This is a genomic window from Phyllobacterium pellucidum (assembly GCF_013327855.1).
Lineage (GTDB): Bacteria > Pseudomonadota > Alphaproteobacteria > Rhizobiales > Rhizobiaceae > Phyllobacterium > Phyllobacterium pellucidum.
On sequence record NZ_JABUMX010000002.1, the window covers coordinates 276,633 to 290,916 of the forward strand.

The 14,284-nt window shown below is 59.7% G+C and carries 12 protein-coding genes; 3 read left to right on the forward strand and 9 right to left on the reverse strand.

Going from position 1 to position 14,284, the window contains the following annotated elements:
- Positions 1-132 precede the first annotated feature (132 nt).
- Entirely contained in the window at positions 133-1,149 is a 1,017-nt protein-coding gene (locus HQ945_RS09340; protein ID WP_113280649.1) for an iron ABC transporter substrate-binding protein, read from the reverse strand.
- 217 nt (positions 1,150-1,366) lie between these two features.
- Here HQ945_RS09340 and HQ945_RS09345 point away from each other — a divergent pair, with 217 nt between their 5' ends.
- Positions 1,367-2,368, forward strand: coding sequence for a bile acid:sodium symporter family protein (locus tag HQ945_RS09345; protein WP_113280768.1), 1,002 nt, complete (start codon positions 1,367-1,369; stop codon positions 2,366-2,368).
- Between the two features lie 14 nt (positions 2,369-2,382).
- On the opposite strand, the gene HQ945_RS09350 is transcribed toward HQ945_RS09345, so the two are convergent.
- The 4 genes from HQ945_RS09350 to HQ945_RS09365 form a co-directional block, all read right to left on the reverse strand.
- Positions 2,383-3,756: a virulence factor family protein gene (locus HQ945_RS09350; RefSeq protein ID WP_246272632.1), complete on the reverse strand. Its 1,374-nt coding sequence runs from the start codon at positions 3,754-3,756 to the stop codon at positions 2,383-2,385.
- A gap of 5 nt (positions 3,757-3,761) precedes the next feature.
- Positions 3,762-6,392, reverse strand: a complete 2,631-nt coding sequence (gene mprF, locus HQ945_RS09355; protein WP_174208038.1) for a bifunctional lysylphosphatidylglycerol flippase/synthetase MprF — start codon at positions 6,390-6,392, stop codon at positions 3,762-3,764.
- Positions 6,393-6,578: 186 nt separating this feature from the next.
- Positions 6,579-7,058 (reverse strand): hypothetical protein, encoded by a 480-nt coding sequence (locus HQ945_RS09360; protein ID WP_174208039.1) that lies wholly within the window; start codon positions 7,056-7,058, stop codon positions 6,579-6,581.
- A 263-nt stretch (positions 7,059-7,321) separates the two neighbouring features.
- Positions 7,322-8,017: a fumarylacetoacetate hydrolase family protein gene (locus tag HQ945_RS09365; protein WP_113280645.1), complete on the reverse strand. Its 696-nt coding sequence runs from the start codon at positions 8,015-8,017 to the stop codon at positions 7,322-7,324.
- Between the two features lie 136 nt (positions 8,018-8,153).
- Between HQ945_RS09365 and HQ945_RS09370 the strand changes: the two genes are divergently transcribed.
- On the forward strand, positions 8,154-9,419 hold the full coding sequence (locus HQ945_RS09370; protein ID WP_174208040.1) for a glucoamylase family protein: 1,266 nt from the start codon (positions 8,154-8,156) through the stop codon (positions 9,417-9,419).
- A gap of 128 nt (positions 9,420-9,547) precedes the next feature.
- Positions 9,548-10,450 (forward strand): diacylglycerol/lipid kinase family protein, encoded by a 903-nt coding sequence (locus tag HQ945_RS09375; RefSeq protein ID WP_027231610.1) that lies wholly within the window; start codon positions 9,548-9,550, stop codon positions 10,448-10,450.
- 55 nt (positions 10,451-10,505) lie between these two features.
- Here the strand turns inward: HQ945_RS09375 and HQ945_RS09380 are convergent, their stop codons facing one another.
- The 4 genes from HQ945_RS09380 to HQ945_RS09395 form a co-directional block, all read right to left on the reverse strand.
- Positions 10,506-10,949 (reverse strand): hypothetical protein, encoded by a 444-nt coding sequence (locus tag HQ945_RS09380; RefSeq protein WP_246272633.1) that lies wholly within the window; start codon positions 10,947-10,949, stop codon positions 10,506-10,508.
- Positions 10,950-11,069: 120 nt separating this feature from the next.
- A complete protein-coding gene (locus tag HQ945_RS09385) occupies positions 11,070-11,945 on the reverse strand; it encodes an alpha/beta hydrolase (RefSeq protein WP_174208041.1) in 876 nt (291 codons plus the stop codon).
- An 8-nt stretch (positions 11,946-11,953) separates the two neighbouring features.
- On the reverse strand, positions 11,954-13,573 hold the full coding sequence (locus HQ945_RS09390) for an NTP transferase domain-containing protein (protein ID WP_113280643.1): 1,620 nt from the start codon (positions 13,571-13,573) through the stop codon (positions 11,954-11,956).
- On the reverse strand, positions 13,570-14,283 hold the full coding sequence (locus tag HQ945_RS09395) for an XdhC family protein (protein WP_174208042.1): 714 nt from the start codon (positions 14,281-14,283) through the stop codon (positions 13,570-13,572). Before HQ945_RS09395 ends, HQ945_RS09390 begins: the two co-directional genes overlap by 4 nt.
- Position 14,284: the final 1 nt, after the last annotated feature.

Genomic DNA, 14,284 nt, shown 5'->3' on the forward strand with positions numbered 1-14,284 from the left:
TGGCTTGGCGGCAATGGAGACATTGCTTTCTTCGTTATGGCGCAGACGCCTGCGCGCCCGCACGGAAATGAAACAGCACCCCGACATTGATGCCGGGGTGCCAGGACGACGCCTTATGAACGTGACTGACGTTTAGAGCAAGCCAGCCGCAGTCATCAAATCCGTCACCTTCTTGCTGTTCAGCTTCGAAGGTTCAACCTTGGGCGCGTTCAGGTCCGCCAGCGGAACGAGAGCGGCATTCGATGCCTCATCCTTGCCCACGGCGTATTCGAACGAATTGCCGTCGCGCAAGACGGCCTGGCCGCCCTTGCCTGTGACCCACTTCAGGAAGGCCTGCGCCTGATCCTTGTTCTTGCTCGATGCGAGAACACCGCCACCGGAAATGCTGACAAACGCGCCGGGATCTTCGTTCTTGAAGAAGTGCAGGGAGACGTTCTTGCTGTTTTCGCCGGTCTTGGCCTGATCGCCGTAATAATAGTAGTGGTAGATAATCGCGCCATCGACTTCGCCGGCGTTCACACCCTTCATGGCAATGCTGTTGCCCTTATACGGCTTGGCGTTTTCCTTCATGGCCTTGAGCCAGTCTTCCGTGACCTTTTCGCCCTTGAGTTCGAGCAAGGCGCTGACAATGGCCTGGAAATCGGCGCCGGCGGGCGCTGCGCCCCAGCGACCCTTCCAGCTTTCATCGGCAAGATCGACCATCGATTTCGGCAGCTTGTCTTCGGTCAGCTTGTTCTTGTCATAGGCAAAGACGGTGGAACGAGCGGCAACGCCGATCCAATTTCCATTGGCCGGCCGGTAGTTGTCCGGGACCTGCGCGAGGATATCGGCGTTGAGCGGTGCAAAGAGCTTCGAATTGTCGACAAGCGCCATGGCCGGCGAATTCTCGGTCAGGAAAACATCCGCCGGTGAAGCTGCGCCTTCCTGTACGATCTGGTTGGCGAACTCCATGTCCTTGCCGTTGCGGATCGTAACCTTGACACCGGTCTCCTTGGTAAATCCATCGGCCCAGGCCTGGGTAAGGCTCTCGTGCTGAGCATTGTAGACGGTGATCCCGTCCTCGGCGCGCGCCGACGCCATCATGGTCGCGCTTGCGACACCGGCAGCAACGATCAGCGTGCCGGCAAATTGCGAAAATGACATCTTCATGGAAAATCCCCCTATCAAAAGCATCCGGACCCCCGGATGTCCGTTCACTCGATAAACAATTATGATAAAACTCGTCAACTTAGACCAGTGACATTTATGTGAGCGAACGACTCATATTTTCGATTCTCATGCGTGCACAAATATGATTGTCCTCATCGTTTCGGGAGTGGGCTGCGTATGTTAGACGGACGCGTTGAATTCACGAATGGAAGTCGCAATGCGTCGCTTTTTACCTGACAATTTCACACTGATGCTGGTCGGGGCCGTGATCCTGGCCTCGTTCTTTCCGATCAGCGGCGTAGCGGCGGATTATTTCGGCACCGCGACCAAGATAGCGATCGGCATGCTGTTCTTTCTGCATGGCGCCCGCCTTTCACGCGATGTGGTCATCGCCGGCTTCCTGCACTGGAAGCTGCACCTGACGATTCTCGCGGCAACCTTCGTCCTCTTTCCGCTGCTTGGTATTTGCGCCGGCATTCTGGTGCCCACGATACTGCCCCCGGCGCTCTATTCCGGCATTCTTTTCCTGTGCGTGCTACCTTCGACGGTGCAATCGTCGATCGCATTCACCTCGATTGCTGGCGGCAACGTGCCGGCCGCCATCTGTTCCGCCTCTGCTTCGAACATTTTCTGCATGTTCCTAACGCCATTTCTGGTCGGCCTGCTCTTTTCGACAGCGGCCGGCCATGGCGGATTTTCGCTTGATGCGCTGCAGTCTATTCTCCTGCAATTGCTCGCGCCCTTTGTTCTCGGGCAGATCCTCCAGCCATTCATCGGCAATTTCATTCGCAGCCAGCGCAAGCTGCTGATGCCGTTCGATCGAGGGTCGATCCTGATGGTGGTCTACCTGGCGTTCAGCGAATCCGTGACCGAGGGCCTGTGGCATACGATCTCGATTCGTGACCTTGCCGTCGTGATCCTGCTCGACATTGCAATCCTTGCCATCGTCCTTGCGGTCACCATGTTCGGCAGCCGCTGGGCCGGATTTTCACGCGAGGACGAGATTGCAATAACTTTCTGCGGCTCGAAGAAGAGCCTTGCCAGCGGCATTCCCATCGCAACGGTCATTTTTGCCGGGCAAAGCATCGGCAGCATAGTCTTGCCGCTGATGCTGTTTCATCAGATCCAGCTGATGGTGTGCGCTGTCATTGCCCAGAAATATGCGGATGCCGGAAAGCGGGCCCGCGCGAAGGAAGCACATCCAGCCGCGCAGACCTGACGGAAAATCCAAGACTATTTGGGCTGGCGCGCCGCGATCGCCTGCATCAGCTTTGCGGCCAGCATATCGTACTTCTCGTCATAGTGGTGGTCGCCCTGAAGTTCGATTTTCTCGACTGATGCAAGCGATGGATCGTTGCACGCCGTATCGTCTTCCTCGGAACCGTAAACGCATAGAACCTTGTCGAGCGGCAGCTTGGCGACCGCAGGCGCAACCTCGTTGTCGCCGCCGAGCCCGAGCCATGCTCCGACCGACACCTGAAACGGCGTCGTCTCTTCCGTACCGATCAGGCCGATCATCCGCACTCGGTCCTGCAATTGCTGGGGCATGGATGGCCATGAGAAGGGGATGGTGTTGGCACCAAATGAATAGCCGAGGAGAACCACCGGCAGCTTGCCAGATGGATCGGCTTTCGCGACGATCCGGCCGATATCCTTGGCGATGTCCTCGGGCTTACGCAGCGTCCAGAAATAGCGAAGCGAATCCACGCCAACGACATGAACGCCTTCCTTGGCAATGATGTCGCCGACCGACTTGTCGATATCGCGCCAGCCGCCATCGCCCGAGAAAAAGACGGCGAGATATTTAGGATCGCCGTTTGTTGCCGGCACGTCGATGATCGGCAGCGACTCGGCCGAGGCGTCTTCCTTGGCGATTTCGACCGCCGCGTCCGCCGCGATCTGCAGCCGCTCGGGACGCGTTGCGCCGAGCTTTTCCTGCGCGAGGAAAAAGCCAGTGCTGGGCGGGCCTTTGGGGTCGGCATCCGGCTTCTCGCGCACGATCGTTGCCGGATTGGGCAGATCGGCATCGTAGGAGTAGCTGAAGCCGTCATTGCCCACGGCCTCATAATCGGCGCCCTCGCACGACGGAAGCTTGGTCTTGAGCCCGACCGAGGGATCGACAACGACCGCTCCCGCCAGGGTTGCCGCCGGCGTATCGGCCACCGACGCATAGGCCATCACGCCGCCCTCGCCGATGCCAACGACTACCGGATGCATATAGGTATCGACAGCGATCATGCGCTGCGCCTCCTTGGCAATGCCTTCGAGGTCGGAGACGAAATAAGTGCAATCGCCGGTATCCTGATCGAGTTCCTTGCGCCACTTCTCAAGATCGACGGTCAAGACCAGAAAGTTGCGGTCGAGCAGGAGCTTGCTCAGCGCTTCGTCGTCGGCAGCCAAGCCACCTTTTTGCGAAACGACGATAGCGATACCCGACGGCTTGCCATCCGGCTGCAGCAACGGCACGTCCGTGAGCCGTTCGGACGAAACAAGAATGCGCTTGCCTCCGCCGCCAAACCCGAACCGCGGAAGGTAGTGAAGTGCTGCAGAAAGACCGATACTGACGATCAGCAATGCAAGAATGACGAGCAGGGTGCGCCTGCGCATGAATTTCATCTTTTAAAGACCTCAAAGGGGCTGCCGCTCACCAGATTCGTCGCATCAATGAGCGAGCGGGGCGTCGCGAGGCCCGGTGGGCAAATCAGGTAATAGGGTGTCCATTTCGGGCCGAACTTATCCTTGAAAGCGCGCAATCCGTCAAACCGATAAAACTCGGCGCCGCGCCGGTAGATGAAGGAGCCGATCCGGTTCCATCGCGAGGCAAGATGGCTGTCGGACAAGCCCGACAATGGCGCCGCGCCGAGATTGAACCAATGATAGCCCTCGTTCTTTGCCGCCATCAGCAGATTGGCAAAAAGCCCGTCCATGACGACGCTGGAGGCATCCGGTACATGGCGCATCAGGTCGACGGCAATTTCTTCCTTGTTGGCGCCGCGCCACATATTGGCGAATGCGACGATCTTGCCCTCCTTGCGCAGGACACCGACGTCGAAATTGGCAAGGTAGGCGTTTTCGAACGATCCAAGCGAAAACCGCTTCTCCGAACCGGATTTCATCTCGAGCCAGGCGTCCGAGACCTCGCGCAGCTCGTCCATGATGTCCGGCGTATTGTCCCTCGCAATGACCTCGAATGTTATGCCTTCTTTTTCGAGGCGGCGCGCCGCGTAGCGCAGCGGCTGGCGCTTCGAGCCCTCAAGCGAGAAGTCTGTCAGGTCGACGCGTGCAACTTCACCAAGCTTCAGCGCCGTCAGGCCCATATCGAGGAAAAGTGGCAGTCTTTCAGGACCTACGCCATAGAACACCGTGCGTGATCCCGTTCGGTCGGCAAGACCGCGGAATGCCCAGGCGAGATCCGATATGACGGTCCCGTCGTTGCCCACGGGCTCGCCCATCGAGACGAGGCTGCCGCCAGAGCGGGCATACATGACGAAACCCCTGCCCTGCGGATCCATCAGGAAGCGCTTGTCACCGAGCAGTGCCAGCGCATCGGAGGCACGCGGCGACGTGGCGACAACCTCGGGGACCTGATCGGGAATGGGCTGGGCCTTGAGCTTGCTGCGGCCAACGCCATTGATGACCGTGTTGATCGTGACGGCCGCAAGAATGGTGAGGACCAGCACCGTCGCCCGCAAGAACCGCGAGGCCTGGGCATCCCAGGCGAACTCCCACCAGAGTTCGTTGGCATATTCGACATGGTGATAGGCAAAGAATCCGAGCCAGATCACCGCAAAAGCAGTGGTCCCGATGCTGGCGAGCCAGCCCCATGTGAGTGTGAAGCGTTCGTTGAGCGGCCTGCGATAGAAGGAATCGCGGAACAGGAGCAGCGTTCCCGCCATCAAGGTCAATATGAGCGCTTCTTCCCAGGCGAGACTCTTCGTAAGCGCGAAGATGGCGCCAAGGCTGAACAGAATGAGGGCGAGAAACCAGGCGCGCCAGAGCCGCCGTGCCAGGCCGCGAGCAACGATGAGCAACGCGAGGCCAACGAAGCTCGCGCCAAGATGCGACATTTCGAGAAATGGCATGGGCAGGATGTCTGCCAACACTTCGAGGCGGGAGTGCAGGCCGGGAATGACCGCCGAAATCAGGAGAACGATGCCGCCAAGGAACGCGATGCCGGCTGAAAGCGGCGGTATCAGCGGCTCGAACATGCGCGCAGCCATCATCGTCGGCGCGGCGAGCAGATGGCGTTTGCGCAAAATCTCCGAAACGACGAACCCGGCGATCGCGATCAGAAAAGGGATAAGCGTATAAATCAGGCGGTAGGCGACCAGCGCGGCGATAGCGTCGGGATTCTGGCCAAGGCCAAGGCCGGCAATAATCGTCGCTTCGAAAGCGCCGATACCGCCTGGTGCATGGCTGACGATGCCGAGCGCGACTGCGACCACGTATACGAGCGCGAAGGCCGGAATGCTTCCAACCGAGCCCGCAGGCAGGAGAACGTAGAGCGTTGCAGCAGCGGCGGCGACATCGACAAGCCCGGCGATGATCTGCAGCAGCGCGCCCTGCGACGACGGGAGGCGCACCGACATGCGGCCGATCCGCAGCGTACGCTCGCGGCGCGAAAGCCAATAGAGGAGCACCGCGACGGCAATAAGAGTTCCCGTGCCAATCACCTGATCGACGATGGGGCCGAACGAGACCACCCAGGGAATGCGTGTCGGGTCGATAACGAGGGCAACGGCGATGAGAATCGTGAATGCGAACCAGATCGCCAGCCACGACGTGCCGATGATGCGACCGATATCGGCGATATCGATCCCCTCGGCGGCATAGACCCTGTAGCGCAACGCTCCGCCGGTCAGAAGCGAGAATCCGAGTGCGTTGGAAATGGCGTAACCGGCGCCGCCCGCCATGGCGGAAATGTGATAGGGAACGCGTTTCGGCGCAATCGTCTCAACTGCAACAACGTCGTAGAGTGCAACGGCGGCAAAGCTGACGATCGTGAAAACAAGCGCGACCAGTAGCGTGCTTGTCGGAATGGCATGCAGCGACCGCTTCACATCATGCAGCGAAATCTCGCTGGAAAAATGGGCGAGGACGAGCAGGCTGACGATGGCCACGCCGATGCCCAGCGCGGCGAACATCGCCGATCTGGCCTTCTTGCCCCACCAGGGAAGGCGAGACTTCGCGCGGGCCTCCAGCCTTTGCATCTGTTTTTCGTGGTCTGCGACAGCCGTCGTCATGGGTTATTCCAAAATCAGAATGGATCTGAAGGAAGCGAATTGCACCGTTTCAAGGTTGGCGCATTAGCCCTGCAATAATGGCGGGATTGAGCCCAGAATAAAGGCTAAATAATCTTTCATCTTCCGGTGGCCCGGATGACGATATGCGATCAGTTATTACAGTCTTACTGGGAGATCAATCTTGGATCATGCCGCGTCGAGCAATAGTTGCCGATGGCTCCCCGGCGCACGCACGCGGCCGACGGCCTTTCGCGGCGGGTTGAGACCCATTCCCTTGGCAATGGCGGTTGCTACCGAGTTGCTGTTCTGGATCAGGAAAGAGTAGCGCAGATCCGATTGCCGGATACGCTCGGCTACATCGATTGCCGCCCGCCAGCGCGCAGCAATCGTCGCGTAGCTGCCCTCCAGGATCATCGTCGTGCGCGAAGTCGGCCGCACGTAAAATTCCGGGAAATAGACGAGATCGCGCTTGGCATAGTCGGTGACGACAGCAGTCAGCGCGCCGCCAATCGCGCAATAGTTGAAACTTCCGTCCGGATTTGCGGCGCCGCCGTTGATTTCGAACAAAGGACGCCCGGCCTCATCCGTCCAGACCACAAAGTTGTGGCTGGCGATCCCGCCGAATCGCGGGATGGGATAGGAGCCAAAGAGAATGCGGTGTTCCATCAAAATCGGCGCTCTGAGATACGAAATAGAAGTTGATGGATCTCAAATACCTCATTTATTTTCAAACACAAGGCCGCGACTCTTCACGGAAATGCGAGGGGAATTCGCTTAGCCGGCACATATTTGCCTAAGCTGCGCCAATAGCGTGGAAATCCCCGCAACGGCCGGAGAGATTGCGCAAAAAATTATTTTCGCCGTCGCTTTCGATCTCGGAAGAAACAAGTTCGGTTCGCTGGCAAAATTGTGTTGGGTTGCAGGCCGTCCTAGACGACCCGAACCTGAATTTCACCGATTCCATCAACGCCGCCATGCATTTCATCGCCGCGTTGCACGGCGCCGACACCGGAGGGCGTACCGGTAAAGATCAGGTCGCCCGGCTGCAGCGTGAAGAGTGTCGACAGGTAAGAAATCGTCTCCGGAACCTTCCAGATCATCTGGTCGAGGTCGCCGCGCTGGCGTTCGGTCCCGTTCACCTTCAACCAGATGGCGCCGGCGACGGGGTGGCCGATCGCCGCCGCCGGCACAATGGGCGAGCATGGCGCAGATGCCTCGAACGCCTTTCCGACCTCCCAGGGGCGGCCGAGCTTCTTGGCCTCGCCTTGCAAATCACGCCGCGTCATGTCGAGCCCGACGGCATAGCCGTAGACATGATCCAGCGCATATTCGACGCTGATGTCGGAGCCGCCCTTGGCAAGCGCCACAACGAGCTCCATTTCGAAATGAACATCGTTGGTCGCTGTGGGATACGGGAAATCCCGCCCCTCGGTCAGGAGGCTATCAGGGTTCTTCTGGAAGAAGAATGGCGGCTCGCGGCTCGGGTCATGTCCCATTTCGATGGCGTGGTCGGCATAGTTGCGTCCCACACAGTATATCCGGTGAACCGGGAAAAGCGTGTCCAGACCGGCCACGGGCAATGCCGGTTGCGGAAGCGGGTCAAAAACAAAACGGGCTTCAAACATCTCTTCGCCTCTTTCGGGTTTTACCGGTTGCGCCTTCTCACTCGGCGCCATGCGTACTATAGAGTCGAGACGCCCGCCTGATGCAACCCGGCATATGCAGCGGCATAATGCCCTTGGCAAGGATATTGCGCCTCCCATGCATCTTCGATTTGACTCGGCCCCAGCGTTTCATGGCGAGGACAGCGATGAAGCGCTGCTTGAGCGGGTGCAGCGCGCAAGCTTCGGCTATTTCTGGGATGGCGCGCATCCCCATAGCGGTCTTGCCCGCGACAGGTCTGGCCGGACAGCCGATCCGAACAATGACCTCGTCTCGATAAGCGGCTCTGGCTTTGCCTTCATGGCGATAATTGTCGCCCTCGAACGCGGCTGGATCAAACGCCGGGATGCGCTTGCCCGTTTCGATGCAATGGTATCGACCCTCGAGCAAGCGAGGCGCTACCAGGGTGTCTATCCGCATTTCATCAACGGCCGCGACGGCTCGACGGTCCCCTTCTCGCGCCTCGATGACGGCGGCGATCTCGTCGAAACATCATTGCTGTTTCAGGGGCTTCTCTGCGTTCGCCAGTACCTCGCCTCGCAACATTCGGGAAGCTTCAACCTGAGGGCCCGGATCGATCGTCTCTGGCGCGCGGTCAACTGGAGAGCGCACGTAAAGCCCGGAACGAATGCGCTTTACTGGCATCACAGCCCGAAACATGGCTGGGCGCGCAATGTGCCGATTCGCGGCTGGAACGAAGCGCTGATTACCTATGTTCTCGCCGCCGCCTCCCCCGACTACGCGATCGAACCCCGGATTTACCACGAGGGATTTGCTGGCAACGGCGCAATCGCCAACGGGCGCGAGTACTATGGAGTAACGCTGCCGCTGGGTCCGGACTATGGCGGCCCCCTATTCTTTGCCCATTACTCCTTTTGCGGCCTCGACCCGCGCGGCCTTAAGGATCGCTACGCCGATTACTGGGAGCAGAACTGCAATCACACGCGCATCAACTATCTGCACAGCGTGGAAAAAACGCAGTCCGACGACTGCTGGGGGCTGACTGCGAGCCACGCGCCCAAGGGTTACGCCGTCAGTTCACCGGTTTCCGACATGGGTTTGATTGCACCGACAGCGGCCCTGAGCAGCCTTCCCTACACGCCTTACGAGTCGATGCGGGCGCTGCGCCATTTCATGACTTTGCCGCAAGGCCGGATGGCCGGGCGTTTCGGGTTCGTCGATGCCTTTGCACCGGCGCGCAACTGGTATGCCCGTACCTATCTTGCGATCAATCAGGGGCCGATCGTCGCCATGATCGAGAACCACCGCAGCGGGCTGCTTTGGGAACTCTTCATGAGCGCGCCGGAAATCAGGGATGGGCTGCGCAAGCTTGGCTTTGTCAGCCCGCACGTGTCAGAGGTGTAGGCCCATTATGGCCGTCAATGCCCTACGAAAGTCGAGGAACGAAAACACGCCTGAGGGATTGTTTTTAGTGGGGCAATTGACCATCTTCCGCTCACCTCGCCGCGCTTCCCGCTGAACAAGGATCAGACATGAAAGTCCATGCCGTTTTCAACCGCGATGGCGGCACCTTTCGCACGATGGACATGGAGGCATTCGCAGCGACGGCAAAGTCCATCTTCGAAAGCCATGGGCATACGTTCGAAAGCGAGATCATCCCGGGCAAGAAGCTAATCAAAGCGCTTGAACGCGTCTGCGCCGAGCCGGGCGACCATGTGCTCATGGCCGGCGGCGGTGACGGTACGATCTCCGCGGCCGCGGATTTCGCATGGAAGTCGCAAATACCCCTCGCCGTCCTACCAGCCGGCACGATGAACCTCTTCGCCCGGGCGCTGAAGATCCCACTCGACCTCAACGCTGCGCTTGAAAGTCTCGCGACCGGATCGATCGAAGCTGTCGATATTTCAACGGCCAATGACGAAAGTTTCGTCCATCAGTTCTCGATCGGCTTCCAGCCGCAGATGATTCAGGTGCGCAACACGCTGGAATATCGCTCGCGCTGGGGCAAGCGGCTCGCCAGCATGCGCGCCTTCGCCAAGGCCATGGGTCGCCCGCCTAAATTCCTCGTTCGCATGGTCGTCGACGGAACCACCATCGAGCGAACCGTTTCGGCGATTTCCGTCGCCAACAACGCCTATGGCCATGGCGTCCTGCCGGTTCCCGAAGTCGTCAACCGCGGCGAGCTCGGCGTTTATATTGCTGGAAAATTGACGCCGGCCGCTCTTCTCAAGCTGGCTTTCACGGTGCTCACCGGCTCGTGGCGCAGCAACCCGGATGTCGATGAAGTTGTGGCCCGAAAAGTCGAGCTTCACTTCCCGCACCTGCGGCGCGGCGCCAAGGCCACGATCGATGGCGAACTGATCCCGTTGCCACGCGACGTCAAGATTGCCGTTCGCGCCGGCGAACTCAAAGTGCTTGCGCCAAAGCTTCCCTGAAATGAAAACAGCGCGGCGATGGCCGCGCTGCTGAAATTATTAAAGGAAAGACCGCTTAGCTGCTGGTTTTCTTGTTCTTTTTTGCCGGCGTCGCAGCGGGCGCTGCCGGCGGGGCCGGGTTCGTTGCCTTGCGTGCCGCGGCCTCGTCGGCTGCAGCCTGGTCGGCGCTCTTCGGCATGGTGTCGACGATAGAGCGGACCTTGCCCTTGTCGGTTACGGTGCACATGGCATCGCGAATATCCGCCTTCAGGCGCACCTGACTTACGCCACCGCCCATCGATTCCGCTTCAACGGCCTTGATGTTGCTTTCGGAGAGGAAGTATTTGACTGCCGCCGCCTGGATGCAGGGTTCGGCCAGCGCTGAATCCACCGGCGGGCGAACTGGCGCGAAAGTGGGGATCATCGGAACCAGTGGAGGCTGGCCGGTCGTGGAGCATGCTGCCAGGGGAATAAGAACCGCCAAAGGGGCAATTCGGCTCAGTATTTCAGGCAGGCGCATGGGTCTCTCCGCAAAGTCTCATCGCAGTATTGGATATAGGCCGGAAACTATTCGCTTTTCGTCATTTGTCTAGTGGCACAACTGCCACAATGGGACTTTATTGCCACAACACCAGGACACTCAGGGTGCGACCGACAGCATCCAGTTTAACGCGCCGCGCCAGTCCGTCATTCGGATAGGCGTGCCGTGGTTGCCGCTTTCAAACCGGGTAAAGCGCACGGGATAGCCTTTGGCGGAAGCCCGGATCTGCTGATAGAAGGCTTCCTGCTTGTCGATGGCAAAGACCGGGTCACGGCTACCGTGGCCGAAGAAGACCGGTATGCGGCGCTTGAACGAAGCGGAGCCGATGAAGTGATCGTCCCAAAGTGATCCTAGGATCAGCAATCCGGAAATATCCTTTGCCGCCTTTGGATCGTCCGCAAGCCGCCAGCATAACATTCCCCCCATCGATCCGCAGGCAACGAACAGTTTCGCTTGCGGCGACTGCGCCTTGAAATGAGCAATCAAGCCAGCAACCTGCGCTGCACCCTTTTCGCCGAAATCGGTGAAATCCGGCGTGAGGTATAGACCGTTGTTCCGGTCCATAAGGTTCTTCAGCCTATTGAAATTGCCGCCGAACGTGAAATCGTTCATCCCCTGCTGCCGATTTCCGCCTTGCCCGTGCAGGTAGATCGTGATGATGGCCGGGCTGTCGAGATTGCCGACTGCCATGACCTTGACCGACCCGCTGTCGGTCGTGACTACGAGATCCTTTTGCGAGCGTTTCGGCTGCAAGGACACATAGTTCGGCTTGACCCGCCGTTCCGGCACCGTGTCGCGGCCATTGATATCCCGCAGTTCATTATAATCCACAACCACATAGTCGCCGCCATCCGCGCTTTTGAGAAAACCGGGATAGGCAAACAGATCGTCCTTGTACGGATCGAGCTGCACGGCGGAAGCGGGCGCGGCGAGGCACAGCAGAGCGAACGCGGCGAAGAGGATGGATTTCAGCAAGGTTGGTCCTAGGGGTTCGGCAGGGCGATCGTGCCGCCGGCGCGATTGAGCATGTCCGGCGTGTCGACATCAATAGCCGCTGCCTCGCCAAGTTCAACATCGATCAGCGGAAAATCGCCTCGCTCGATCAGATGACGGGCTCCGACATCACCGGCAAGCGTGAAGACTTCGTCAAACAATTGGCGTGGCAAAAGCACGGGGTTGCCGCGCTTACCGTCAAAGGTCGCCCGCACGATCGACTGGCCCCCTGCCTCGCTGAAACGCCTGATCATCGTCTCGATGTGCTCGCTCGAAAGCGCCGGCATGTCGGCAAGCAGCATCAGGACGCCGTCCGCCGAAGCGGGCACATGCCGGATCGCGGTTTGCAGCGAGGATGCCAGGCCGCTCGCGTAATCCTTGTTGAGCGCGATGACGACATTCAGGCCTTCGAGCGCCGCGCTGCATTGCTCGGCCATATGGCCGAGAACGGCAATGACCGGATGTCCGCCGGCTTTGATCGCAGTCAGGGTCGAACGCCGGATCAAAGGCATGCCGGCGAAGGTCGCGAGCAGCTTGTTTGATCCGTTCATGCGTGTCGACTGTCCCGCCGCAAGCACCGCGATCGCCACATCGGCGCGCGACGCGGCGGGTCGCGGATCGCGCGGCTGCGGCCGCGATGTTATCTCCATAAGCAAGCCCCCTACGCCCATGCCGATGACATCTTTCTTCGTGACGGGCACATTTGCCATGAGGCGCTCGAGCACCCAGTCGAAGCCATTTTCCTTTGGACTGCGCGCACAGCCCGGCGCACCGATAACCGGCTTGCCGCCGAGTTCGCCAAGCACCAGGAGATTGCCTGGGTCGACCGGCATGCCGACATGATGCACCACGCCCCCGGCCTGCCTGATGGCCGCCGGCACAACGTCGCCGGCATCGACCACAGCTGATGCGCCGAATGCGATGACAATGTCGTTTGATCGATGCAGCTCGCGAATGGCCTCCGCAAGCGCGCTTTCGGAATGGGTGGTCCGCCGCTCGGCAGTCAGTTCACCGTGATTTCCGGCAATGCGCGCTTCGATAACACGGCGGGTCTTGTCGAGTACGCTTGTCTTCACCGACGGCAAGGTCGTCTGGGCCAGGCCGACGCGAGCGCCGGTAAAGGCATGGACGCCAATCGCCGCTCGCCCGCGCGCCAGCATTGCAATGCGATCAATGACTTGCGCCGGAACTGCGAATGGGATGATCTTGATCGTCGCAACCATCTGGCCGAGTTCAACGCGCTCGAATGGTTTCAAGGTTGCAATCGTTGCGGCCGGATCAACCGCGTTGATGGCATTGACGAGATCGGCATCGACAGCAAAAAGCCCGGCTTTTTCGGCGTAGCAGTTGACGCGGCCCGTCGTTGCGGTCCCCAGCCGGACATTGAATACTTCAAGCGATTTGGTGATTTGCTCGGCGGCGGCATTCTCTTCGAGATCGCCGCTTTCCAGCCGCGCTGCAATGACGTGCCTGACGCCTGCTGCCCGTAGCCCCGTGATATCCGCGGCTGTAAGCACATGCCCCTTTTTCAGTTTGAGCCCGCCCGCATGGGTCGAATGGGCGAGTATCGCGCCGAACGCACCGTCGAGTGGCATTTCACCGAATATCATGCGGTTCGGTCCAATTGCTGCAATGGCTGCAGTTCGCGCGCACGGAATGTCTTGACGACCTCGGCGATGATCGCCACGGCGATCTCCGCGGGACTGGCGGCCCCGATATCAAGCCCTATGGGCGCGCTGATCCGGCTGATCTGTTCGTCAGCAAGCCCCAGCAGCTTGAGCCGCTCCACCCGCTTTGCATGTGTTTTGCGGCTGCCGAGCGCGCCGACGTAAAAGCAGCCGGATGTCAACGCCGCCGCGAGCGCCGGATCGTCGATCTTCGGGTCATGTGTCACTGCGGCCACGCCTGTATAGGGGTCGAGCGGGCGGGCTTCCAGCACGTCTTGCGGCCATTCGGCGTGAAGCACGACATCCGGAAAGCGCTCCTGTGTCGCAAAGGCCGTGCGCGGATCGATGATTTCCATGTCATAGCCGGCAACCTTCGCCATGGGCGCCAATGCTTGGCTGATATGCACCGCTCCGATGACAACGAGGCGTGGCGGCGGCAGATGCACATTCAGAAAAAAGGACCGGCCATCCACATCGGCAATTCCGGACCGGCCCGACAGGAATGCAGTTCGAACCGCGGGGCCCAGCGCACCGGCAATAGGATCGCCCTGACGGATCACCCGGTCCCGGCCATCCCCAATATCAGTCAGGAGGATCGCGGCGCGGCGTGCGCGGCGCTCTTCGTTAAGTTTCTTGAGGCAAAAGGGATCCACG